The sequence below is a fragment of the Synechococcus sp. W60.3 genome, assembly GCF_047502615.1.
GTDB lineage: Bacteria > Cyanobacteriota > Cyanobacteriia > Thermostichales > Thermostichaceae > Thermostichus.
The window spans coordinates 61,685-80,824 of record NZ_JANSHJ010000001.1; the positions used below are offsets into that span (position 1 = coordinate 61,685).

Sequence of the window (19,140 nt, forward strand, 5' to 3'; positions counted from 1 at the left end):
TGCGCGGATCCCTGCCTTCCCTTTCCCGGGGAGAGAGGAACTGGGAGACGGTCTCAAACTTGTCTGAAATGACCGCAAAACCCTCTAAAAGCCCAGCCCATCTGCTCCTGAGGTCACCGTGCCTTTTTCTGGGTCTAGGGTGACGATGGCGCCGTCGCGGATGAGGCGCGTAGCATCCTTAACTCCCACCAGCACCGGCACCCCTAACCGCAGACCGATCACCGCCGCATGGGAGGAGGCCCCATCTTCTTCGGTGATCACCCCGGCCGCCTGTTTGATCGCCTCCACATAGTTGGCATCGGTAGCGCGAGCAACCAGGATGTCGCCGGCAGTGATCTTGCTGGCATCGAGGCTAGATCTGAGGATGCGGGCCGGGCCGCTGACAGTGCCTTTGCCAAACCCTCTGCCTTTGGCCACCACTGCCTTGACTACCTCTACCTTAATCAGATCGGTGGAGCCGGATACGCCTGGCAAAGTGCCGGCGCTGAGCACCACCAAGTCGCCATCCTTAAGCAAGCCTTCTTCCTGAGCCACGTTGATGGCGGCCTGAAAGGTCTGGCGGGTGGTAGGCAAATCCATGACCAACAAGGGCCGTACCCCCCACACCAACTGCAGTTGCCGCGCCACCTCTACATGAGGAGTTACAGCCAAGATCGGGGTGCGCGGGCGAAACCGGGAGACATTGCGAGCCGTAGCCCCGGTTTTGGTCAGGGTCATCACCGCCACCGCATCCAACTCCTGGGCAATCTCCCCTACGGCGCGGCTGATTGAGTCGGTGACCAGGGTTTTGGGCCGGGGCGAGCCATTGCCACCGGGGCTGCCGTTATTTTGACTCAGCTCCTGCAGGGTGAGGGTGCGCAGGTGTTGGCGGCGATCGACATAGATCGGGCTGAAGTAATCCCGTTCGATGCGCACAGCAATGCGGGCCATGGTCGCCACCGCCTCGACGGGATATTTGCCTACCGCCGTCTCGTTGGAGAGCATGACGGCATCGGTGCCGTCCAAAATAGCATTGGCCACATCCGAGATCTCGGCCCGAGTGGGACGAGGGCTGTGGGCCATGCTGTCCAGCATTTGGGTAGCGGTGATCACCGGGATCCCCAGGCAGTTGGCCATGGCAATGATCCGCTTCTGCAAAATCGGCACCTCTTCCGCCGGCAGCTCTACGCCCAGATCTCCCCGCGCCACCATTACCCCGTCGCTGAGGGCCAGGATCTGGGGCAGTTGTTGGATGGCCTCGTGTTTTTCGATCTTGACAATGATAGGAACCCGCTTGCCGACAGCGGCCATCAGTTCCCGCAGCTCCAGCACATCCGAGGGATCCCGCACAAAGCTGAGGGCCACCCAGTCCACCCCTTGGTTGAGGCCGAAGTAGAGGTCTTCTTTGTCTTTTTCGGTAACGGCGCGGATGCTGAGGCGCACGCCGGGGAAGTTCACCCCCTTGTTGTCGGAGAGGGTGCCGCCGACAATGGTGCGGCAGAAGAGCTCCCCCGCCTCGGGATCCACCGCCTCCACCCGCATCTCCACCCGACCGTCGTCGAGGAGGATCGTCGCCCCTTCCGGCACCTCTTGGGCTAGCTTGTCGTAGGTGACCCAACTGCGCTCCTGGGATCCCAAAATGGGCTTGCTGGTCAACACGAAGGGATCCCCGCTCCTAAGGGTGATCGAGCCTTCGGCGAACTTGCCGAGGCGAATTTTGGGCCCCTGCAGGTCTTGCAAAATGGCGACCTGGATGCCGAGGTCCATAGCGGTTTGGCGGATGAGGCGGATGTTGCGGCGGTGCAGGTCGTGATCCCCATGGGAGAAGTTGAGGCGAAGGGTGGTTGCCCCTTGCAGGATCATTTCCCTTAGGATGGCGGGGTTGGAGCTGGCAGGGCCGATAGTGGCAACAATTTTGGTGCGTCGAAAAGACTCGCTCGAATGCATGGCAATCTTTACCAAGGGAGAGCAGCCCAGATTGTTTCCCCACACAGGGATCCCCTTGATACGATAACCCGTTTTGACACTTCCGGCCTTAAGTGGAAGCAGCCCGGAAACAGACTCTTAAAGGCGTTGTCAAAGCGCCTCTGCTGACTTTCCACAGACAAAGTCCAAAGGTTGCCGTTACTTCGTATTCGTCGCCGCATGGGCGTCGGCGTTGATGAGCCAACCCTCTGGGGTTCTAAACAGCTCACACTTACCTGCTTTTTCCAGCCTTTTTTACCGCTTCTAGGCAGAAAATGCCATCTTGGGCCTCGACTGGAATGTGTCGCTGCGCATCCGCGGAGAGCAGATCCTCCTCGTGGAGATGGGTGGCAGCATCAACTGGATTTCCCTGCCTCAGTCGCTCACCAGCCGCTGCCGAGAGTGCTGGCGATCGTGCCAAGTGAGAGAAACGGTCTCCATCTGGCCAGGGATCCCACCTGGCGGCTCAACCAGCAGCTCCGTTACTGCAATAACCGCCGGCTCCTCGCCCAAAGCGTGTCGGCCTTCGCTCATCTCAGAGACTCCAGATATTGGCTGAGGTCTTCTTGCAGGCGGGAGAACTCCACTTCAATAGAAAGGCGCAATGCCCCTGTTTTCAACATTACTAACACCTTGGCGGCGTGGGGGCCGGGCCAGATATTGGGATTGCAGAACATCTCCAGGTACAAGTTTGGGGCGGCATGGTGAAACTCAATCGGCGCCTGGGGCTGGCGTTGGGGGCCGCTTGCCCCCACTTTGAGCCGCTCCACAAGGGTTTGCAAAGCCCTGTGCCACTCCCGCGCCCCCTCTGCCGAAAGCGGGAAGCTGGCCGACCCGGTTGCGAAGTTGAGGGCAAACTGAGGAGAATAGGTAGTCATAGAAGCCCGTACCTTCGGCAAGCATTCTCTGGAGGGCAGCGTTGGACAATAACAGTATCTTACGTCAGCTCTTACTAATGGGCGTGGGCACCACCGCTCTGCTCGCGGAGCAGTTGAAAAAGGCTGCTGACGAGCTGGTGCAGAAAGGTCAGCTCAAGCCAGAAGAGGCCTCCAACGTCATCAACAACCTGCTCAACCAGGTGAAATCCGAGCAGAGCAACCTGGAGTCTTACGTGCAGCGGCAGGTGCGCAACGTCCTGCAGGATTTGGGTGTTCCTCGCCAATCGGAAATGGACGAGCTGCGCGGGCGGCTGGATCGGCTGGAGCGGCAGGTGCGCAACCTGGAAAACCAAGTTTACCGCCGCTAGCCGAGCTGGATGGTTCGTTTCTGGCGCTTGGCTTGCCCCCTCGGCCAAGCAGAGTTGGGCAAGGGATCCCAGGCTATACCCTGCAAAACTCTGAAGCCAATTCCCAGCTTTTGAGTCCAGAAGGTCACTGCAATTCCCATGCCAAGCGAAGTTTTGACCATCACGGGCCGCGGGATCCCGCTGGTGGGCAACGACATCGACACTGACCGGATTATCCCGGCCCGTTTCTTGAAGTGCGTTACCTTTGAGGGCTTGGGCCAGCATGTATTTGCCGACGACCGGGCCCAGAATCCCGGCCAGCATCCCTTTGACCTGCCTCAGTACCAGGGGGCAGAGATCTTGCTGGTCAACGCCAACTTTGGCTGTGGCTCCAGCCGGGAGCACGCCCCCCAAGCCCTGGCCAAGTGGGGGATCCGCGCCCTCGTCGGCGAAAGCTTTGCCGAGATCTTTTTCGGCAACTGCCTGGCCTTGGGGATCCCCTGCGTCACGGCGCCCGCCAGCGTGATCCAAGCCCTGCAAGGGGCGGTGGCCGAGAATCCACAGCTCCGGTTGACGCTGGATGTGCTCAACAAACAGGTGTGCTGGGAGGATAGAACCGCTGCTGTCGAGATCCCACAGGGGGCCTGGCAGATGCTGGTGCAGGGGACGTGGGATGCCACCGGACAATTGCTGGCCGCCCGGGAGCGGATTCAAGAGGTAGCTGCTTCCTTGCCCTATTTGCGATGGCAGCGGGTCAGGTGAGCAGGTTTCTTCCCCCCACTACTCACCTGTGGCTGGGCAGCGCCGACCCCGATTTTCTGGATCTGGCGAGGCGGGAAATTGCGGCAGCGGATCCCGAGGCCGTCTTTCAGCCTTTGCCGGAGGCACCTGGCCTAGTGCGGGTGTGCAGCCAGCGCTCGTTTGCCGACCTTGCCCAGGCCTGGCAGGCTAACCCGCCCATTTTTTTGCGCCACATCTGCCCCATCCACCAAGAGCGACAGCTCGACGAGATCTCCCTGCTGCGCCTCGATCAAAACCTCTTGGCGGCCATCGACCCTGCCCTCAGCTTTTCGGTACAGACGCGCCGGTTTGGCAAGCTCAACGTCAAGCCCTTCCAGGTTAACGCAGCCCTGGCCGAACAGGTGATGGCGACGGTGGGATCCCCTCTGCAGGTCAAGGATCCCCAGCAGGTGATCTCGGTGGTGCTCCTGGCCAGCTCGACAGGGCTCCGGGCTTGGCTGGGCCTGTCGCTGGCGGCGCAAAACCTCTCCACCTGGGCCGGCGGCGTCCACCGCTTTCGCCGCGATCCCGACCAGATCAGCCGAGCGGAGTTTAAGCTGCTGGAGGCCATCCAGGTGTTTCGCGTCCCTTTGCAACCAGGGGGACGGGCCTTGGATCTGGGGGCGGCGCCGGGGGGCTGGTCGCGCATTTTGCGCCTGCATGGCCAGCAGGTGACGGCTGTGGATCCGGCGGAGCTGGACGAGCGCCTCCGCCACGATGCCGGCATTTGTCACCATCGCCTCAGCGCCCAAGCCTATCTGGCCCGCTGTCCAGGTCAGTTTCACCTCATCCTCAACGACATGCGCATGGATGGCCGTGCCTCTGCCCATCTGATGGCGGCTTTTGCCCCTCATCTGGAGCCGCAGGGGGCAGCCGTGATGACCCTAAAGCTCCCCCACCAGCATCGCCTGCGGGTGCTCCGCCAGACCCTAGACATCTTGGGCAGCGCCTTCCCGGTGGTGAGGGCGCGCCACCTGTTTCACAACCGCAGCGAAATTACCCTCTACCTGCAAAAAGGGATCCCGGCCCCTCACTCTTCCACCACCTGAATTTCCCGGCGCAGCACCTTCTCGCGAATGGACTCCAGCAAGCTCATCTCTTCCGGGGAGATTTTGCCATCGGCCCGGATGGCGGCGATGATTTGATCCACCTCGCTGCGGGTTAACTTCTTATCTTCCAGAGCTTGCTCCACCAGCACCTGCAGTTGGGAAAACTCCATAAAACCACTGCTCCTCTGGGCTTAACCGGTCTTCTCACTTCATCCAGGCTATCTGCGCCCATTCCGATCCCCGGCAGGCGCAAGATTCTCTTCAGGTCAGGTATTCTGAAGAAAATGTAAAAGCCTAGGAGAAAACGACCTCATGGCTGGCCCAACTCTCAAGAGCACTGAGCACGACTGCGCCACTCTTTGCCGAGATGGCTGTGTCTTGGGCGACGCCTGCCCCCACCGAGAGGCGGCTCGTCAAGCAGTGGCCTTCGTCATGAACACCGACTGGGAGACGCTGATGCGGATCGCCGAATCCAGGAACCTACCCAAGGATCCCCCCCAAGCAGAGGTGGATCCCCTGCAGTTTTTGGAGAACTACCGCCTGGGCGGCTAGCTAACAGCTCGGCAACAAATCCCAGTGCAGAATCCAGGTGCTTTGAGCCATACTAATTAAATGGGGTCGAATGCCTGGGTTGTATGGTTTGGCCCTGGGTTGTCTTCGGCTTGGTTCTCATTGCTGCCGAGCTGTTTTTGCCGGAGTTGGTGGCCGGGCCGGCGGGTGTGGCTGCCCTAGGGGCTGCTCTTTTGGCCTATTGGGGGTGGCCAGTTTGGGCCCAGTTCTCGGCCTGGATTGTGCTCTCCCTTGGGTTGATCGTTCTCAGCCGGCGTCTGCTGCCCTCTACTTCAACTCAGCTGGAAGATCTCCTGAAGGAATCGCGAGAAGCGCGGGCAGTTACGGCCATTCCGCCGGGCAAGCGGGGTCGGGTCTCCTATCTCGGCTCCACCTGGAATGCCAAGTGCAGCGTCCCCGACCTGGAGATCCAGCCTGGGCAAGAGCTCTACGTGGTCGATCGCCAAGGCAATACCCTGATCGTGATGCCGATGCAGATGCTCAAGTCTTGAGGGGGATCAGAGGCTTGGCTGCGACTCACTGGACAGGCTCTTTTGAAGAAACACCTGAGGAGTCGGGGAATCTCTGCGAAGGCGAACAAGAAGCTCGCCCTCAGTCCACCGTACTCGGCTACCCATCCCAACAGGTCTAGCAGGTTCTAAGTAGAAGATGCCGTTGGCGGTGGGGGGATAGAGGGCGGGGCTCCCGCGGTTTCTGGCTGAACGCTGGGGAGGCCTTCCCTACAGGCGGCGCAACAATTCCCAACAACAGGCCGGTATCGGTTTCGGCCCAGGCCTTCCCGCTCCCCTCGACAAGGCCAGCCAACCCAGATCTCAGCCGACGGCCACGCTCGCAGGGGAGCGCGGGATCCCTTGCAGCAGCCGCTCCATCTCCGCCTGCAAATCCTGGGTTAGAGCTTGTACGGCTTGCCGGCGGTTGGCCTGGTAGGCGGGCCAGCGCTCCGAAACCGAGAGGGGATCGCCGATGCTGAAACGGGCCAGCCGCGGCCCCAACCTGGGGGGGGCAGCGCCGACGGCGTTTTTGCCTTTGATCCAGGCCAACAGGTTCCACAGCCGCAGGGCGGTTTCGGCCAGTTCCTCCAAACTGGGTTGCTCCGGCAGGGGACGCACGGCAAACACCATCAGGGTCTCCACCAGGCGCATGTGCCAGAGGTGGAAGCTGGCCTCAGAGGCGACGCGATTGGCCAACCCCTTCTCCACAGCCGAAAGCGCCGCAATATCAGGGATATCTTCCCGGTAGATCCAGGCCCAGCCTGCCTGTTCGATGCGATGCCGCCGCTCGATCAAGTCTCCCTGGGGCTGCAGGCCAAAGTGCTGCTCGGCCACGCGCAGGGCCAGATCCGATAGGCTTTGCAGACGTGCCAACAGATCCCCTCCCCCTTTCAGGCTGACCCGCGCCGCGTCGGGCAAAGCTGGGGCGTAGAAGCGCTCGTAAAAACGCTCCATCACCTGAATCAGATGCTCGGCCAGGCGGAGCAGGCGGGCCATCAAAAACCCTTTGCCGACATGGGCCGAGCGCGTGGCCGGGAGCTTGCAATCCGCCTCCATGCGGCGGAGCAACCTGTCCAGCGCCAGGCTGGGATCCCTCAAGTAGGAGTAGCGGAGGCCCACCGGCAAGATCAGCACCTCCTCCGGGCGCCCCGCCTTGTGCAGATCCTCCACCGCCCAGAAACTCATTTGGGCCACCCCCGGCTCCAGCGGGTTGAGCAGCCCACTCATGCCGTTGATTGTCCCTTCGGGAGCCACCGCCAGGGGGTACGGGCCTGACACAAACTGCTCGCGAGAGCTCTTCAGCCCTGCCCGATCCAGACGGCCCCGCAAAATCGGGATCCCGCCCAGCCGGGGAAGCCCCCAGCGGCCAATGAAGCCCAGCCATAGGGGCAGGCCGCGGTCGTAGACAAACAAAACATGGGGACGCTGCCGCAGGCGGATCCCCTGTTGTCGAGCTACCTGAGGCAGAAGATGGGAAAACAGGTACATCAAGCAGGGGGGATCGTCGAGGGTGGGGTGGCGAAAGGCTACCAACAGGCGAATCTTGCCTGCCTCAAATTGCTGATAAAGCTGGGCCAAACGCTCGCCCCCCTCCACCTCAACGCGCGGGATCCCCTTGGCCCAGCGCAACCACAAGGGCAAACCCGCTTGCGCCAAACGAACTACCCAAGGCGTCAATCGCGGCGGCAGAAACTTGAGAGGAGGTTGAACAGTCTGGTACATAGGGATCTTCAGATCTAGGGTTGGCGAAGTCAATAAACCCAAGCTTCGGATCCCATCTTAAGGAGGGTTTGGAAGAGAGAAAGCCCTGCAGTGACAGTTTCTCAACTGGATTCCCTTGCCCAACTCCAGAAGAGGTTCAAGCTCCTGTTGTTTTTTTCCTGCGGCTCCGCGTCTTTTTGGGGGCAGCTTCTTCGTTCGAGGTTGAGTCCTCCATCACCTGACCGTTGAGCACTTGCTTGAGGTGAATGTGCTTATAGCCCAACTGAATCTCAAACTCATCGCCGGGCTTGAGATTCATTTTTTCGGTGTAAGCGGACCCGATGATGATCTGACCATTCTTGTGAACGCTCACGCGAAAGGTTGGCTCGCGACCGCGCCTGTCACGCTTGGCAGTTGGACTGAGGCTCAGACCTTTTGCCGCCAGCACCGCATCATAAAACTCATTTAAGTTGACGCGGAGCTTGTTGGTCTTGGTCATGGTTACGTAGCCACAGCGCTTTGCCGTCTCGCGGCGCGGAAGATGGCTCAACGCTTCTACCTTCTGCAGGAGAGCCTTTCCGGTTAAAGGTTGTGGTGGTATGTCCAACATTTTCTAATGCCCTACAGTCCTCTCCAGGATCATAACCTCCTGGCGTACTTCTGCAACCAAAAGTTGGGGACTCTTTTCGAGGCCACATTTTTCTCCTACTACTTGAAGTGGTTCTCTAAAGGAGAAAGGCTCTCCTCAATAGGCGTTCAATCGGTGTTCTTGCCGTGGTAAAAGGTGAGGGGGGAGCAGGGACTCAAGCGCGGAGGGGGGCTGCAGCTTTTGTTTTGATGGCGCCAAAGGCTAGAGAATCGGTATGGCTCTTCGGCGCGCTGGGTGCTTCGGCAGAGAGGCCAGAGGGATCCGCAGAATCGGGGGAAGAGAAGTGGGCCAGGCCAGGATTGGCGATGATAAAGTCGCGCCAACCAGACTAGATCTGTTCCTCCGATTCCCACCCCTCTGCCGCCCTAAACCCCCAAGACAGCTTCTCCGAACTTCAGCAAAAGGGGCTGGAGTTGTTTTGCACAACGGGTCGGAAAGATAGCCAAAGCAAGCCTGCGGCCCAATGCCATCACCTACAGGGCCAGTAAGGGATTTCGGGCTTCTCGGCGGGAGCCGGCGACGCCACGGGCGTTTTTTTTTCGCCGTTCGACGGGCGCGGGCGACGCAGGCCGCTAGCAGCCATTTCAAGACTGGCCGATGGCAGTAAGGGCTGGAGCGAAATGGGAGGGACAACTCAGCCGGATCCCAAGCGCTTGGCCACCTGGGAAGGAAGCTGGGCCAGCGGGATCCCCTCTAGGATCTCTGCCGCAAAGGCGTAGGTGAGGAGTTGCCTGGCCTGGGCTTGGGGAATGCCGCGGCTTTGCAGATAGAAGATCTCTTCCGCCTCCAGTTGGCTGACGGTGGCTCCGTGGGCGCATTTGACGTTGTCGGCAAAGATCTCCAGTTGGGGCCGGGTATCCACCCGCGCCTTGAGGCTCAACAGCAGGTTGCGGTTGGTCTGGGCGGCGTCTGTCAGTTGGGCTGCTTGGCTCACCAGGATCCGCCCGCTGAAGACCGCGCGGGCCGCCTCGTCCACGATGCACTTGTGCAGTTGGCGGCTGCTGCCGTGGGGCGCTTGATGGAGCAAGCGGGAGTGGGTGTCGCTGTGCTGGGATCCCTTCACCAGGGTCAGCCCCTGCAGCTGGGTGTGGGCCTGGGGCTCCACCTGGACAAGCTCCAGGTTGTGGCGGGAAAACTGGGATCCCCACTGGATGGCCTGCAGCCGGTAGTGGCTGTCGCGGCCCTGGCGCACGGCAGTCTGGTTGATGTGAAAAGCCTGGGATCCCTGCCGCTGCAGGATCACATGGTGTAGACGGGATCCTTCGGCCAGGGCGATCTCGGTAACAGCGTTGCCGAAGGGGATCCCTGCCCCCCACGAGACGTGGTCTTCGATGAGGGTGAGGGAGCTGTGGGCCTGCAAAGCCACCAGACAGCGGGGCTGGGCCAGAACCGCCTCTCCTTCAGAGGCCACCGTCACCCAGAGCAGGTGCAAGGGCGGCAAAACTTCCTGCTGGGGTGGCAGCTCGATTTGGATCCCGTCGGCCAGATGGGCGGTGTTGAGGGCGCTGAAGACATCGACCTTGGCGATGGTTTGCAACAATCCAGGGGCAGACTGGCTCAGAGGAGCTATTCGCAGGGCCGACGGCAGGCCGCTCAAGTCAGAAAGCTGGGGGGCAAAGTAGCCGTTGACGAACACCGCATAGCTGTGACGGCTCTCCGGCCACAGCCAGGGCTCCAGGGTGGCCCGCTCCAGACCCAGATCCCCAGGGCCGGCCAGGCGAAAGGCATGGGCCACTAGCGGCGAGAGGTCGCTGTATTTCCAGTCTTCCTCGCGGGGGGTGGGGATCCCCAGCTCCGCCAGTTGGGCGCGGGCCTGCTGCCTCAGGGTGGTATGGGGATCTTCTACCTCCGGGATTTGGCGGAGGAGGTGCTCCAGAAAGGAGTGGCCAAAGCGCTCAGCCCTCTCGGAGGGGTTGCTCATCGCGCCTCCTCCTTGAGCCAGTCGTAGCCCCGCTCTTCCAGCTCCAGCGCCAAGGTCTTATCGCCGCTGAGGACGATGCGCCCGCCTTCCATCACATGCACATAGTCGGGGGTCACATACTCCAGCAGGCGCTGGTAGTGGGTAATGAGGAGCATGGCCTTCTCAGGGCCGGCCAGTTGGTTGATGCCCTGGGCAACGACGCGCAGGGCGTCGATGTCCAGGCCGGAGTCCGTCTCGTCCAAAATGGCCAGCGTCGGCTCCAGCACAGCCATCTGCAGGATCTCGTTGCGCTTTTTCTCGCCGCCGGAAAACCCTTCGTTGACGGAGCGCTCCAAAAAAGCGGGATCCATCTTGACAATGCTCAGCTTTTCCCGCACGAAGTCGTCAAACTCGAGGGGATCCATTTCCGGCTGATCCCGGTATTTCTGCCGGGCGTTGTAGGCAGCCCGCAGAAAATCCAAGTTGCTCACCCCCGCAATCTCAATGGGGTACTGAAAGGCCAAGAAGATCCCGGCCCAGGCCCGCTCCTCCGGCTCCATGGCCAAGAGATCCTTGCCCAAATAGAGGATCTCGCCCCCTGTTACCCGGTAGTCGGGGTGACCGGCCAAGATCTTGGAGAAGGTGCTTTTCCCAGAGCCATTGGGCCCCATGATGGCGTGGATCTCGCCGGCGCGGATTTCCAAGTTTACCCCCTTGAGGATAGGAGTGCCGTCGATCTCGGCCGTGAGATCGCGAACGGAGAGGATGACAGGGCTGTTTTCCCGGATCATGTCAGCAGTTGCTCTCGAATCGATGACAGCTTGGCGCCTAGGAGTTCCCCCCAGCGCCGCTCCCCAAAATCTAGCTGCGCCAGACCCCTCGGCAATGGACAACAGGCAGGATCCCTTGCCAAGGATCTAGCCAACGGATCCCTCTAGCTTCAGGCTCAGCAGCCGATCCGCCTCGACGGCAAACTCCATCGGCAGTTGGTTGAACACCTCGCGACAGAAGCCGCTGATGATCATGGACACGGCGTCTTCTGTGGAGATACCGCGCGACTGGAAGTAGAACAGTTGCTCTTCTCCGATCTTGGAAGTTGAGGCCTCGTGCTCGACCTTGGCGGTGTGGTTTTGCACCTCAATGTAGGGGAAGGTGTTGGCGCTGCACTGATCCCCAATCAACAGGGAATCACACTGGGAAAAGTTGCGGGCGCCCTCTGCCTTGGGCCCAATTTTCACCAGGCCGCGATAGCTGTTTTTCGAGTGCCCTGCCGAGATGCCTTTGGAGATAATTCTGCTGCGGGTGTTGCGGCCGATGTGGATCATCTTGGTGCCCGTGTCGGCCTGCTGGTAGTGGTTGGTGAGGGCCACTGAGTAGAACTCGCCCACCGAGTTTTCCCCCACCAACACACAGCTTGGATACTTCCAGGTGATGGCCGAGCCGGTCTCCACCTGCGTCCAAGAGATCTTGGAGTTGGCCCCCTGACAGAGGCCGCGCTTGGTCACAAAGTTGTAGATGCCGCCTTTGCCGTTTTCGTCGCCGGCATACCAGTTCTGCACCGTCGAGTACTTGATCTCGGCATTGTCCAGGGCGATCAGCTCCACCACCGCCGCGTGCAGTTGGTTGGTGTCGAACATGGGGGCGGTGCAGCCTTCCAGATAGCTAACGTAGGATCCCTCGTCGGCAATGATCAGGGTGCGCTCGAACTGGCCCGACTCGCCGTTGTTGATACGAAAATAAGTGGAGAGCTCCATCGGGCAACGCACCCCTTTGGGCACATAGACAAAGGAGCCATCGCTAAACACCGCCGAGTTCAGCGCCGCGTAGTAGTTGTCGGCAATGGGCACCACCGTGCCCAGGTACTTGCGCACCAGCTCAGGGTACTCCCGCAGCGCCTCCGACATGGAGCAGAAGATGATCCCTTCCTTGGCCAGCTTCTCCCGGAAGGTGGTGGCCACCGAGACGCTGTCGAAAATGGCGTCCACCGCCACGTTGGCCAGCCGCTTCTGCTCTGACAAAGGGATCCCCAACTTCTCAAAGGTTTCCAGCAGCACCGGATCCACTTCGTCCAGGCTTTTCTTCTTCTGCTGCACCTTGGGGGCCGAGTAGTAGACGATGTTCTGGTAGTCGATGGGGGGGTAGGTGACGTTTGGCCAGGTGGGCTCGCTCATCTTCAGCCACTGGCGGTAGGCCCGCAGCCGAAACTCCAGCATGAAGTCCGGCTCCCCCTTCTTGGCCCAAATTTGCCGGATGATGTCCTCGTTTAGGCCTTTGCCGATGGACTCAGAAGGGATGTCGGTAACAAAGCCGTACTTGTAGGGCTGGCTAATGAGGGTGCGGACGCTCGTAGACATGGATGGCTCTTGGTTAGGGACAGGGTCAAGACAGACGGCCAACTAAAACAACACGGTTGTTGCTTAACTAACCCTCAGGTTACTGTAGCAATGATCCCCTTGTCAAAGTAGCTGTGCTGGCAGCGGCAGCCGAGTGAACCCAGTCTAACCAGGAGGGCGAGGGTGGAGAGCGCGCACAAGATCACCGGGCGGTTCACGCAGCCCCTTTCCAGCAAGCAGGCCATCCTAGTCTATTTGCGCAAGGCGGGGCAGGCCACCGCCCAGACTCTGGCAGAGCACTTGGGCATTTCTCCCCAAGCCATTCGCCGCCACCTCAAGGATCTAGAGGCGGAGGGGCTGATCCACCACGTCGCTCAAGCCAGTGGCCTGGGCCGCCCCCAGCACTTCTATCAGCTTAGCCCCCAAGGGGAAGCGCAATTCCCCACAAGCTACGACGAGTTTGCCCTGGGCCTGCTCAATACGCTGGCCGAAACCCTGGGATCCGAACAGATGGGATCCCTGCTCCAGCAGCAGTGGCAGCGCAAAGCCCAAGAGTACCAAGCCCAGATGGGATGCGGATCCCTGGCCAAGCGGCTGGAGCGCTTGGTGCAGTTGCGCCAGGCAGAAGGCTACATGGCGGAGTACTACCCCTACCCCAACCACCTGGCTGCGGCCAGGGCAACAGAAGGCGCTGAGCAGTATGCCGAGCAATACGTATTGGTGGAGCACCACTGCGCCATCGCCCAAATTGCCCAGCGTTTTCCCAGCGTCTGCGGCCACGAGCTGGAGATGTTTGCCGCCGCCCTGCCCGACTGCCGGGTAGAGCGCCTCACCTGGCAGGTGAACGGAGAACACCAGTGCGGCTACTGGATTGCCAGGATGGGATCCCCTCCTAGACCCAGCCACGAGTAGCAGTAGGTGGCGGCTTCGGAAGACAGGCAAGAGCAGCTATAGCTCTGGCCGTGCAAGGGCCATGGGTCAGTTGGCTCAAGTCCGCCTTTGAGCAGTATTTCCTAGCCAAGATGCGCTGGGGGTGGGCGGTGCCTTGGTTTGAGCGCCTCAGTTTGCAGGGGGTGGGGCTCTCATAGAGCCCATCTCCAAGCCATTGGGAGATTTGGTCTTTCCTTAGCCTCTTTCTCTCGTCACTCTCAAGTTAGGCCTTGGACACTTGCACTATGGAAACTCAAGTCGGCAGGTTGCACCAACAAAGGTTTTCCGGCTGGAGCTGGGGCCACCTGGGCTGGGCGCTGCTGTTCCTCTCGCTAGGGGGGCTGGGCGGCTGGCTGCTGGGATCCCAAAGCCGGCCCGGTCCAGGGGTAGCCGCTTCGGAGCTTCCCGTCAGCGAGACGGAGTCCTTGGAAACCGCCAAGGCCGCCCCGTTGGCCACGATGGAGGTCAAGCCTCGGGAAATCGGCCAAGAGCGGATTCTGGTGGGCAGCCTAGAGGCTGTGGAGCGCACCTCCCTCAGCAGCCGCATTGTGGGCCGAGTTCTGGAGCTGCCGGTTCAGGAGGGGCAGCAGGTGGCGGCCGGATCCCTGATTGCCCGTCTGGATGTCAGCGATGTGCAGGCCGCCCAGCAACAGGCCCAAGCAGGCCTTCTGGCCGCCCAGGCAGGGGTGAGGGGAGCGGAAGAAGCCTTGCGCCAGGTGCAAGCCCAGAAGCAGCAGGCGGAAGCGGAGCTGCAGGAGGCCCGTTTGCACCAAGAACGCATGCAGAAGCTGCACGCCGAAGGGGCCGTGGCCCAAGCCCAGGTGGATCAGGCCAATACGCGGGTAGCCGTGCTCTTGGGCCGGCTGGCCCAGCTCGAGGCCGGGATCCAGCAGGCCGAACAGGGATTGACCCAAGCGCGGGCCCAGCTTGCCCAGGCCAAAGGCCGGATCCCTGAGGTGCAGGCGGCCATGGCCCAGGCGCAGGCGGGGGTGGCACAAGCCCAAGCCAACCTGGCCTACGGAACCCTGGTTGCCCCCTTTGCCGGCGTCGTCACCCGCAAGTATGTGGAGGTAGGGGCTTTGGCGGGGCCGGGCCAGCCGATAGTGGAGCTAGAAAGCAGCGAGCGGCTGCGGTTTTCCGTGGCTGTGCCCGAATCGCTGGCCGGCCAGATCCGGGTGGGACAAGGGGTGCCCATCAGCATCGACAGCCTCAACCAAACCGTGGAGGGAGCCATTCGCCAAATCATCCCCAGCGCCGATCCCAGCTCGAGAACCGTGGAAGTCAAGGCGGAGATCCCTCCGCTCCCCGGAGCCATGCCGGGCATGCTGGGCCGTCTGAAGTTGGCAGGAGAAACCCGCCAAGCCCTGCTGCTGCCCCAGACAAGCCTGGTAGAACAGTTCGGCCTGACGGGCGTGTATCGGCTGGCGGACGGCAAGCCGCTGTTTACGCCGGTGGCGGTGGGATCCCGCTATGGGGATCTGGTGGAGATCCACGCCGGGCTGCAGCCTGGAGACGAGGTGAGCCAGGAAGCGGCTGCCGTTCGGGCCGGATCCTTCTGAAGCCTGTTTTCTGGGACAGAAGCCCAGAGTCCTGCTGACTGTCTTGGTTTCCGCCGGGCTTGCGGGGCTTTCGCCGCTGCGGCCCTGTCAGGCTGAGGCAGCGGCAGGAAGTTCCTAGTTGCCCTGAAGCTTTTCTCCTCGCACCGCTTGCAACAGCGTCGCAGAGCGATGGCTACGGGGCGGGCAAGCCTCTTGAGCTGGGTGGGGGAAAGCCGTCCTCTGGGCTGCGCCCGGGGAACCCTGGGAGCGACCCAGAACCTGAGCCCGTCTTGGCAAATCCAGTTTCTTTTTGGGTATACTTCCGCTATACTCATCTCGTACAGATTCCGAGTTCCTTCCCCTGAAGATGATCTTGCGCGCTCCCTTTTTTGGCTACTTTACCTTTCCCTGGCAGCGACCAGGGCGGAAGGGTGGCGCGTAAACTATAAAGCCTAGGTTTACCTGAGTCAGTCCTGAAGCCCTGAGCCCAGTGCCAGGGCTTTTTTGATGGCTCGACAGCTCAATCCCTCACTTGCCCATTCCTTGGACACAATGAAGGACAGTTCTATGCCCCCCCAAACCGACAACTGCAACATCCAAGAGGTGACTCCCTTGATTGCCCCTGCTGCTGTCAAGGCCAAGCTGCCGCTGACGGAAACGGCAGCCCAAGTGGTGCTCTCCACGCGGCAGGCCATTCGCGACATCATCCACGGACGGGATCTCCATCGCCTGGTGGTGATCGTCGGCCCCTGCTCCATCCACGATCCGGAAGCGGCCTTGGAGTACGCCCACCGCCTCAAGCGGGTGGCCGACCGAACCCGCGAGCACCTGGTGATCGTGATGCGCACCTATTTTGAGAAGCCGCGCACCACCGTGGGCTGGAAGGGGTTGATCAACGATCCCCACCTGGATGGCTCCTGCGACATTGCCACCGGCTTGCAACTGGCCCGCTCCATCCTGCTGCAGATCAACGAGCTGGGCCTGCCCTGTGCCACCGAGATGCTGGATCCGGTGACCCCTCAATACACCGCAGACCTGGTGAGCTGGGCGGCCATCGGCGCCCGAACCATCGAAAGCCAGACCCACCGGGAAATGGCCAGCGGCCTCTCCATGCCCGTGGGCTTCAAAAACGGCACCGACGGGCGGCTGGAAATTGCCCTCAACGCCATCTTGTCTGCCAGCCACCCCCACAGTTTTCTGGGCATTGGCCAAGACGGCATGACGGCCTTGGTGAAAACCACCGGCAACCCGGATCGGCACATCGTGTTGCGCGGCGGCGGCGGCAGAACCAACTACGGCCCGGAAGATGTGGCGCGGGCGGCGTTGCTGATGAAGGATCAAGGGATCCCGCGCTCGGTGATGGTGGACTGCTCCCACGACAACTCACAGAAGGACTACCGCCGGCAGGGATCCGTCTGTCGGGCGGTGCTACAGCAGTACCAAGCGGGGCAGCGGGCCTTGATGGGGCTGATGCTGGAGAGCAACCTCAACCCGGGCAAGCAAACCTGGCAGGAAGGGGCGCCGCTCCAGTACGGCGTTTCCATTACCGACGGCTGCATTGGCTGGGAAGAGACCGAAGACCTGTTGCAGGAGATGGCGGCGGTCGTAGCAGGGAAAACCTTGGCTCTGAGCCATTGAGGCGGGGGCCAGCCTTCTGAAAAATCCCCGAACTCCCCTCTCCCTCTGGGAGAGGGGCCGGGGATAGGGACAACTGCTGCCAGAGCGTCAGACGGGATCCAAGACTTAGAAAGGGGTACGCCGGCAAAGCTAAGATCCGATTAACCCAGTTCCGTTCCCTGCTCCCGCAGCGGGCAGGGTGGGTCAACCTGGAAGCTGTTGATGCCTAAAACCTCTTCTGACCCTGTGCCGACGCTACAACTGGCCTCGCCGACTTCTGCGGCCTGGATCGACCAAGCCATTCGTCACCTCGACCTTATCTTGTTGGATCACGCCAACTGCGAGAAAAAAGCGGCGGGCAACGCCCTTAGTTTTCTGTTTCGCTACCCGGCCAACGGGCGGCTGGTGGAAGCGCTGTCGCCGCTGGCGCGGGAGGAGCTGCAGCACTTTGAGCGGGTGCATCGCCACCTGCAACGGCTGGGGATCCCGATCAGGCCCCTCTCGGCTGCTCCCTACGCCAGCCGTCTCAACCAGCACCTGCGCCGCTCCGAGCCGGAGCACCTTTTGGACGCTTTGCTGGTGGCCGCCATCATCGAGGCCCGCAGCCACGAACGCCTGGGCCTGCTGGGGATCCACGCCCCCGACCCGGAGCTGCGGCAGTTTTACCTCTGGCTGGCGGCGGCTGAAGAGCGGCACTGGCAGTTGTATCTAGACCTGGCGCTGGAGCAGTTCCCCGCTGACGAGGTGCAGGAGCGGCTGGACACCCTGCTGCAGGTGGAAGCGGAGATTTTATCGACCCTTCACCCTGAGCCTCGTGTCCACAGCTAACCCATCCCCTTCCCGCGCAACCCCCATGTTCCAGGCAACGCGGCGGTGGTTGGCCCTCTGGTACACCGTGGTAACAGGGGTGTTTTTGTTGCTGTTTGCCGGCAGCTTCTACTGGTATGTGCAGTCAACCCTGATCGAGCGGGTGGACGACACGCTGGGCCATGTGGTGGAAATTGTCGAGCGCTCCCTGGTGGTGGACGAGAGCCTCTTGGATCCACAGCAGGCCCGCCAGAGCTTAGAGGCCAGCTTTCGGGATGATCCCAGCACCCTGGAGGACGACCACATCGACCTGGAGTGGTTTGATCCCCAGGGATCCCTCATCTGGTCCACGGTGCCCGGCGGCATCCCTGCCCCCCTGCTGACCGAGGGATCCCTGCACACCGCCCGCATCGCGCCTGGGTATTGGCTGCGCCAGTTCACCGAGCCGATCCTGGCCGGTGGGAAGCTGCTGGGGTATTTGCGGGTCAGCCACCCCTGGTTTGAGGTGAGCAAGCCGACACGCCAGCTCATTCGGGATCTCAGCCTCTGGGTAGTGGCCAGTTTGGCCTGTGTGGGGGGAATCGGCTGGCTGCTCTCCGGTTTGGCCATGCAGCCCATCCGCCAGTCTTACCAGCAGCTCAAGCAATTTACCGCCGATGCCTCCCACGAGCTGCGCAGCCCCTTGGCCAGCATTCAAACCACGGTACAGGTGGCTTTGGCCGATCCGCACCTGGACGCCGACACCCGCCAGCGCTGGCAGATGGTGGAGCGGCTGTGTTTGCGGCTGGGCCGCCTGGTGGACGACCTGCTGTTTCTGGCCCGCCACGACAGCGGCATGGTGCCTTTCCAGCCCCGCTGCTGTGCGCTGGATGCTCTGCTGCTGCAGGTGGTAGAGGAGTTGCAAGGGCTGGCCAACCAGAAAGGGATCCACCTCAAGCTGGACATTGTCACCCCCGACGAGGAAGCAGAGGGCTATCCCTTCGCCTTTTGGGGAGATGAAGACCTGTTGGCCCGCCTGTTCACCAACCTGATCGAAAACGCCCTTCTCCACACTCCCTCTGGCGGCGAGGTGCAGGTGCGCCTTAGGCAGCGGCTGCGCTCCGGATCCCCAGAACTGGTGCTTCAGGTGCAAGATAGCGGGCCGGGGATCCCACCCCAGGCGCTGCCCCACCTGTTCGACCGTTTCTACCGGGTGGATCCGGCCCGCAGCGGGGATCCCAATCGGCGGTCGGGATCGGGTTTGGGGCTGGCCATTGTCAAAAGCATCGCCGAGCAGCATCGGGGGCAGGTGCAGGTGGAGAGCGAGGTGGGGCAGGGATCCACCTTTGAGGTGATTTTGCCCCAGCGACAATTGGAAACTTGCACTCCAGAAACCCTCTGAAAGTGCTCCAGAAAACAGACAATTCTTGGACAGTATGTTAAGTTCAAGCTAAAGTTCAATTGTTCTTTACTTAGAGAGCTTTACTTTGGGGCTTTAGGTCTTTTTTGTGGCCTTCTGTGTTTTCTGTTTGCGGATCTGAGAACTTCTTTTTTTTAAAACTCAGGATAGGCCAGACAAGGCGGAACTGGATCGCAGCTTTTGTTTTCTCTTACCAGTTGTCGGCAG

The 19,140-nt window shown here is 61.2% G+C and carries 20 protein-coding genes; 11 read left to right on the forward strand and 9 right to left on the reverse strand.

Annotation, left to right across the window (positions count from 1 at the left end; all coding sequences use genetic code 11):
• Nucleotides 1-84 precede the first annotated feature (84 nt).
• From pyk to NW846_RS00355, 3 genes are all read right to left on the reverse strand, one after another.
• Nucleotides 85-1,926, reverse strand: coding sequence for a pyruvate kinase (pyk, locus tag NW846_RS00345; RefSeq protein ID WP_011431019.1), 1,842 nt, complete (start codon nucleotides 1,924-1,926; stop codon nucleotides 85-87).
• Nucleotides 1,927-2,319: 393 nt separating this feature from the next.
• Nucleotides 2,320-2,478 carry a hypothetical protein gene (locus NW846_RS00350; RefSeq protein ID WP_011431018.1) on the reverse strand — a complete coding sequence of 53 codons (159 nt, stop codon included), beginning with the start codon at nucleotides 2,476-2,478 and terminating at the stop codon, nucleotides 2,320-2,322.
• Nucleotides 2,475-2,822: a hypothetical protein gene (locus NW846_RS00355; RefSeq protein ID WP_011431017.1), complete on the reverse strand. Its 348-nt coding sequence runs from the start codon at nucleotides 2,820-2,822 to the stop codon at nucleotides 2,475-2,477. Before NW846_RS00355 ends, NW846_RS00350 begins: the two co-directional genes overlap by 4 nt.
• Before the next feature lie 41 nt (nucleotides 2,823-2,863).
• On the opposite strand from NW846_RS00355, the gene NW846_RS00360 reads away from it, so the two are divergent.
• The 3 genes from NW846_RS00360 to NW846_RS00370 all read left to right on the forward strand — a co-directional run bounded on the left by NW846_RS00360 (nucleotide 2,864) and on the right by NW846_RS00370 (nucleotide 4,998).
• The gene (locus NW846_RS00360) at nucleotides 2,864-3,190 is read left to right on the forward strand and encodes a phasin family protein (RefSeq protein ID WP_011431016.1); all 327 of its coding nucleotides are present in this window, start codon (nucleotides 2,864-2,866) and stop codon (nucleotides 3,188-3,190) included.
• 138 nt (nucleotides 3,191-3,328) lie between these two features.
• Nucleotides 3,329-3,931 (forward strand): 3-isopropylmalate dehydratase small subunit, encoded by a 603-nt coding sequence (gene leuD, locus NW846_RS00365; protein WP_414346734.1) that lies wholly within the window; start codon nucleotides 3,329-3,331, stop codon nucleotides 3,929-3,931.
• Nucleotides 3,928-4,998 (forward strand): SAM-dependent methyltransferase, encoded by a 1,071-nt coding sequence (locus NW846_RS00370; protein WP_011431013.1) that lies wholly within the window; start codon nucleotides 3,928-3,930, stop codon nucleotides 4,996-4,998. Before leuD ends, NW846_RS00370 begins: the two co-directional genes overlap by 4 nt.
• On the opposite strand, the gene NW846_RS00375 is transcribed toward NW846_RS00370, so the two are convergent.
• Entirely contained in the window at nucleotides 4,980-5,168 is a 189-nt protein-coding gene (locus NW846_RS00375; protein ID WP_011431012.1) for a hypothetical protein, read from the reverse strand. The two genes, NW846_RS00370 and NW846_RS00375, sit on opposite strands and share 19 nt — an antisense overlap.
• Before the next feature lie 142 nt (nucleotides 5,169-5,310).
• Here NW846_RS00375 and NW846_RS00380 point away from each other — a divergent pair, with 142 nt between their 5' ends.
• Both NW846_RS00380 and NW846_RS00385 read left to right on the forward strand, forming a co-directional pair.
• Nucleotides 5,311-5,550, forward strand: coding sequence for a hypothetical protein (locus NW846_RS00380; RefSeq protein ID WP_011431011.1), 240 nt, complete (start codon nucleotides 5,311-5,313; stop codon nucleotides 5,548-5,550).
• Nucleotides 5,551-5,633: 83 nt separating this feature from the next.
• Nucleotides 5,634-6,059, forward strand: coding sequence for an NfeD family protein (locus tag NW846_RS00385; protein ID WP_011431010.1), 426 nt, complete (start codon nucleotides 5,634-5,636; stop codon nucleotides 6,057-6,059).
• 321 nt (nucleotides 6,060-6,380) lie between these two features.
• Here NW846_RS00385 and NW846_RS00390 read toward each other — a convergent pair whose 3' ends face one another.
• The 5 genes from NW846_RS00390 to sufB form a co-directional block, all read right to left on the reverse strand.
• The gene (locus tag NW846_RS00390) at nucleotides 6,381-7,781 is read right to left on the reverse strand and encodes a 1-acyl-sn-glycerol-3-phosphate acyltransferase (RefSeq protein ID WP_011431009.1); all 1,401 of its coding nucleotides are present in this window, start codon (nucleotides 7,779-7,781) and stop codon (nucleotides 6,381-6,383) included.
• A gap of 136 nt (nucleotides 7,782-7,917) precedes the next feature.
• Nucleotides 7,918-8,370 carry an AbrB family transcriptional regulator gene (locus NW846_RS00395; protein WP_011431008.1) on the reverse strand — a complete coding sequence of 151 codons (453 nt, stop codon included), beginning with the start codon at nucleotides 8,368-8,370 and terminating at the stop codon, nucleotides 7,918-7,920.
• Nucleotides 8,371-9,043: 673 nt separating this feature from the next.
• On the reverse strand, nucleotides 9,044-10,330 hold the full coding sequence (gene sufD, locus NW846_RS00400) for a Fe-S cluster assembly protein SufD (protein ID WP_414346248.1): 1,287 nt from the start codon (nucleotides 10,328-10,330) through the stop codon (nucleotides 9,044-9,046).
• Entirely contained in the window at nucleotides 10,327-11,100 is a 774-nt protein-coding gene (gene sufC, locus NW846_RS00405; protein WP_099812918.1) for a Fe-S cluster assembly ATPase SufC, read from the reverse strand. The genes sufD and sufC overlap by 4 nt, the downstream gene beginning before the upstream one ends.
• Nucleotides 11,101-11,226: 126 nt before the next feature.
• On the reverse strand, nucleotides 11,227-12,663 hold the full coding sequence (sufB, locus tag NW846_RS00410) for a Fe-S cluster assembly protein SufB (protein ID WP_414346244.1): 1,437 nt from the start codon (nucleotides 12,661-12,663) through the stop codon (nucleotides 11,227-11,229).
• A gap of 162 nt (nucleotides 12,664-12,825) precedes the next feature.
• Here sufB and sufR point away from each other — a divergent pair, with 162 nt between their 5' ends.
• The 6 genes from sufR to NW846_RS00440 all read left to right on the forward strand — a co-directional run bounded on the left by sufR (nucleotide 12,826) and on the right by NW846_RS00440 (nucleotide 18,915).
• Complete coding sequence (gene sufR, locus NW846_RS00415) at nucleotides 12,826-13,554, forward strand: iron-sulfur cluster biosynthesis transcriptional regulator SufR (protein WP_011431002.1); 729 nt, start codon at nucleotides 12,826-12,828, stop codon at nucleotides 13,552-13,554.
• Nucleotides 13,555-13,604: 50 nt separating this feature from the next.
• Nucleotides 13,605-13,730, forward strand: a complete 126-nt coding sequence (locus NW846_RS00420; RefSeq protein WP_255322479.1) for a hypothetical protein — start codon at nucleotides 13,605-13,607, stop codon at nucleotides 13,728-13,730.
• Nucleotides 13,731-13,817: 87 nt separating this feature from the next.
• Nucleotides 13,818-15,131, forward strand: coding sequence for an efflux RND transporter periplasmic adaptor subunit (locus tag NW846_RS00425; protein WP_414346241.1), 1,314 nt, complete (start codon nucleotides 13,818-13,820; stop codon nucleotides 15,129-15,131).
• A gap of 546 nt (nucleotides 15,132-15,677) precedes the next feature.
• Nucleotides 15,678-16,748 carry a 3-deoxy-7-phosphoheptulonate synthase gene (locus NW846_RS00430; RefSeq protein ID WP_011431000.1) on the forward strand — a complete coding sequence of 357 codons (1,071 nt, stop codon included), beginning with the start codon at nucleotides 15,678-15,680 and terminating at the stop codon, nucleotides 16,746-16,748.
• A 201-nt stretch (nucleotides 16,749-16,949) separates the two neighbouring features.
• On the forward strand, nucleotides 16,950-17,555 hold the full coding sequence (locus NW846_RS00435) for a tRNA-(ms[2]io[6]A)-hydroxylase (RefSeq protein ID WP_414346238.1): 606 nt from the start codon (nucleotides 16,950-16,952) through the stop codon (nucleotides 17,553-17,555).
• 25 nt (nucleotides 17,556-17,580) lie between these two features.
• The gene (locus tag NW846_RS00440; protein WP_011430998.1) at nucleotides 17,581-18,915 is read left to right on the forward strand and encodes a sensor histidine kinase; all 1,335 of its coding nucleotides are present in this window, start codon (nucleotides 17,581-17,583) and stop codon (nucleotides 18,913-18,915) included.
• Nucleotides 18,916-19,140: the final 225 nt, after the last annotated feature.

Bases quoted from the DNA above. Each gene is read 5' to 3' on its own strand.
- pyk (WP_011431019.1), bottom strand. From the start codon at position 1,926: ATGCATTCGAGCGAGTCTTTTCGACGCACCAAAATTGTTGCCACTATC.
- NW846_RS00350 (WP_011431018.1), bottom strand. From the start codon at position 2,478: ATGAGCGAAGGCCGACACGCTTTGGGCGAGGAGCCGGCGGTTATTGCA.
- NW846_RS00355 (WP_011431017.1), bottom strand. From the start codon at position 2,822: ATGACTACCTATTCTCCTCAGTTTGCCCTCAACTTCGCAACCGGGTCG.
- leuD (WP_414346734.1), top strand. From the start codon at position 3,329: ATGCCAAGCGAAGTTTTGACCATCACGGGCCGCGGGATCCCGCTGGTG.
- NW846_RS00375 (WP_011431012.1), bottom strand. From the start codon at position 5,168: ATGGAGTTTTCCCAACTGCAGGTGCTGGTGGAGCAAGCTCTGGAAGAT.
- NW846_RS00380 (WP_011431011.1), top strand. From the start codon at position 5,311: ATGGCTGGCCCAACTCTCAAGAGCACTGAGCACGACTGCGCCACTCTT.
- NW846_RS00385 (WP_011431010.1), top strand. From the start codon at position 5,634: ATGGTTTGGCCCTGGGTTGTCTTCGGCTTGGTTCTCATTGCTGCCGAG.
- NW846_RS00390 (WP_011431009.1), bottom strand. From the start codon at position 7,781: ATGTACCAGACTGTTCAACCTCCTCTCAAGTTTCTGCCGCCGCGATTG.
- NW846_RS00395 (WP_011431008.1), bottom strand. From the start codon at position 8,370: ATGTTGGACATACCACCACAACCTTTAACCGGAAAGGCTCTCCTGCAG.
- sufD (WP_414346248.1), bottom strand. From the start codon at position 10,330: ATGAGCAACCCCTCCGAGAGGGCTGAGCGCTTTGGCCACTCCTTTCTG.
- sufC (WP_099812918.1), bottom strand. From the start codon at position 11,100: ATGATCCGGGAAAACAGCCCTGTCATCCTCTCCGTTCGCGATCTCACG.
- sufB (WP_414346244.1), bottom strand. From the start codon at position 12,663: ATGTCTACGAGCGTCCGCACCCTCATTAGCCAGCCCTACAAGTACGGC.
- NW846_RS00425 (WP_414346241.1), top strand. From the start codon at position 13,818: ATGGAAACTCAAGTCGGCAGGTTGCACCAACAAAGGTTTTCCGGCTGG.
- NW846_RS00430 (WP_011431000.1), top strand. From the start codon at position 15,678: ATGCCCCCCCAAACCGACAACTGCAACATCCAAGAGGTGACTCCCTTG.
- NW846_RS00435 (WP_414346238.1), top strand. From the start codon at position 16,950: ATGCCTAAAACCTCTTCTGACCCTGTGCCGACGCTACAACTGGCCTCG.
- NW846_RS00440 (WP_011430998.1), top strand. From the start codon at position 17,581: ATGTTCCAGGCAACGCGGCGGTGGTTGGCCCTCTGGTACACCGTGGTA.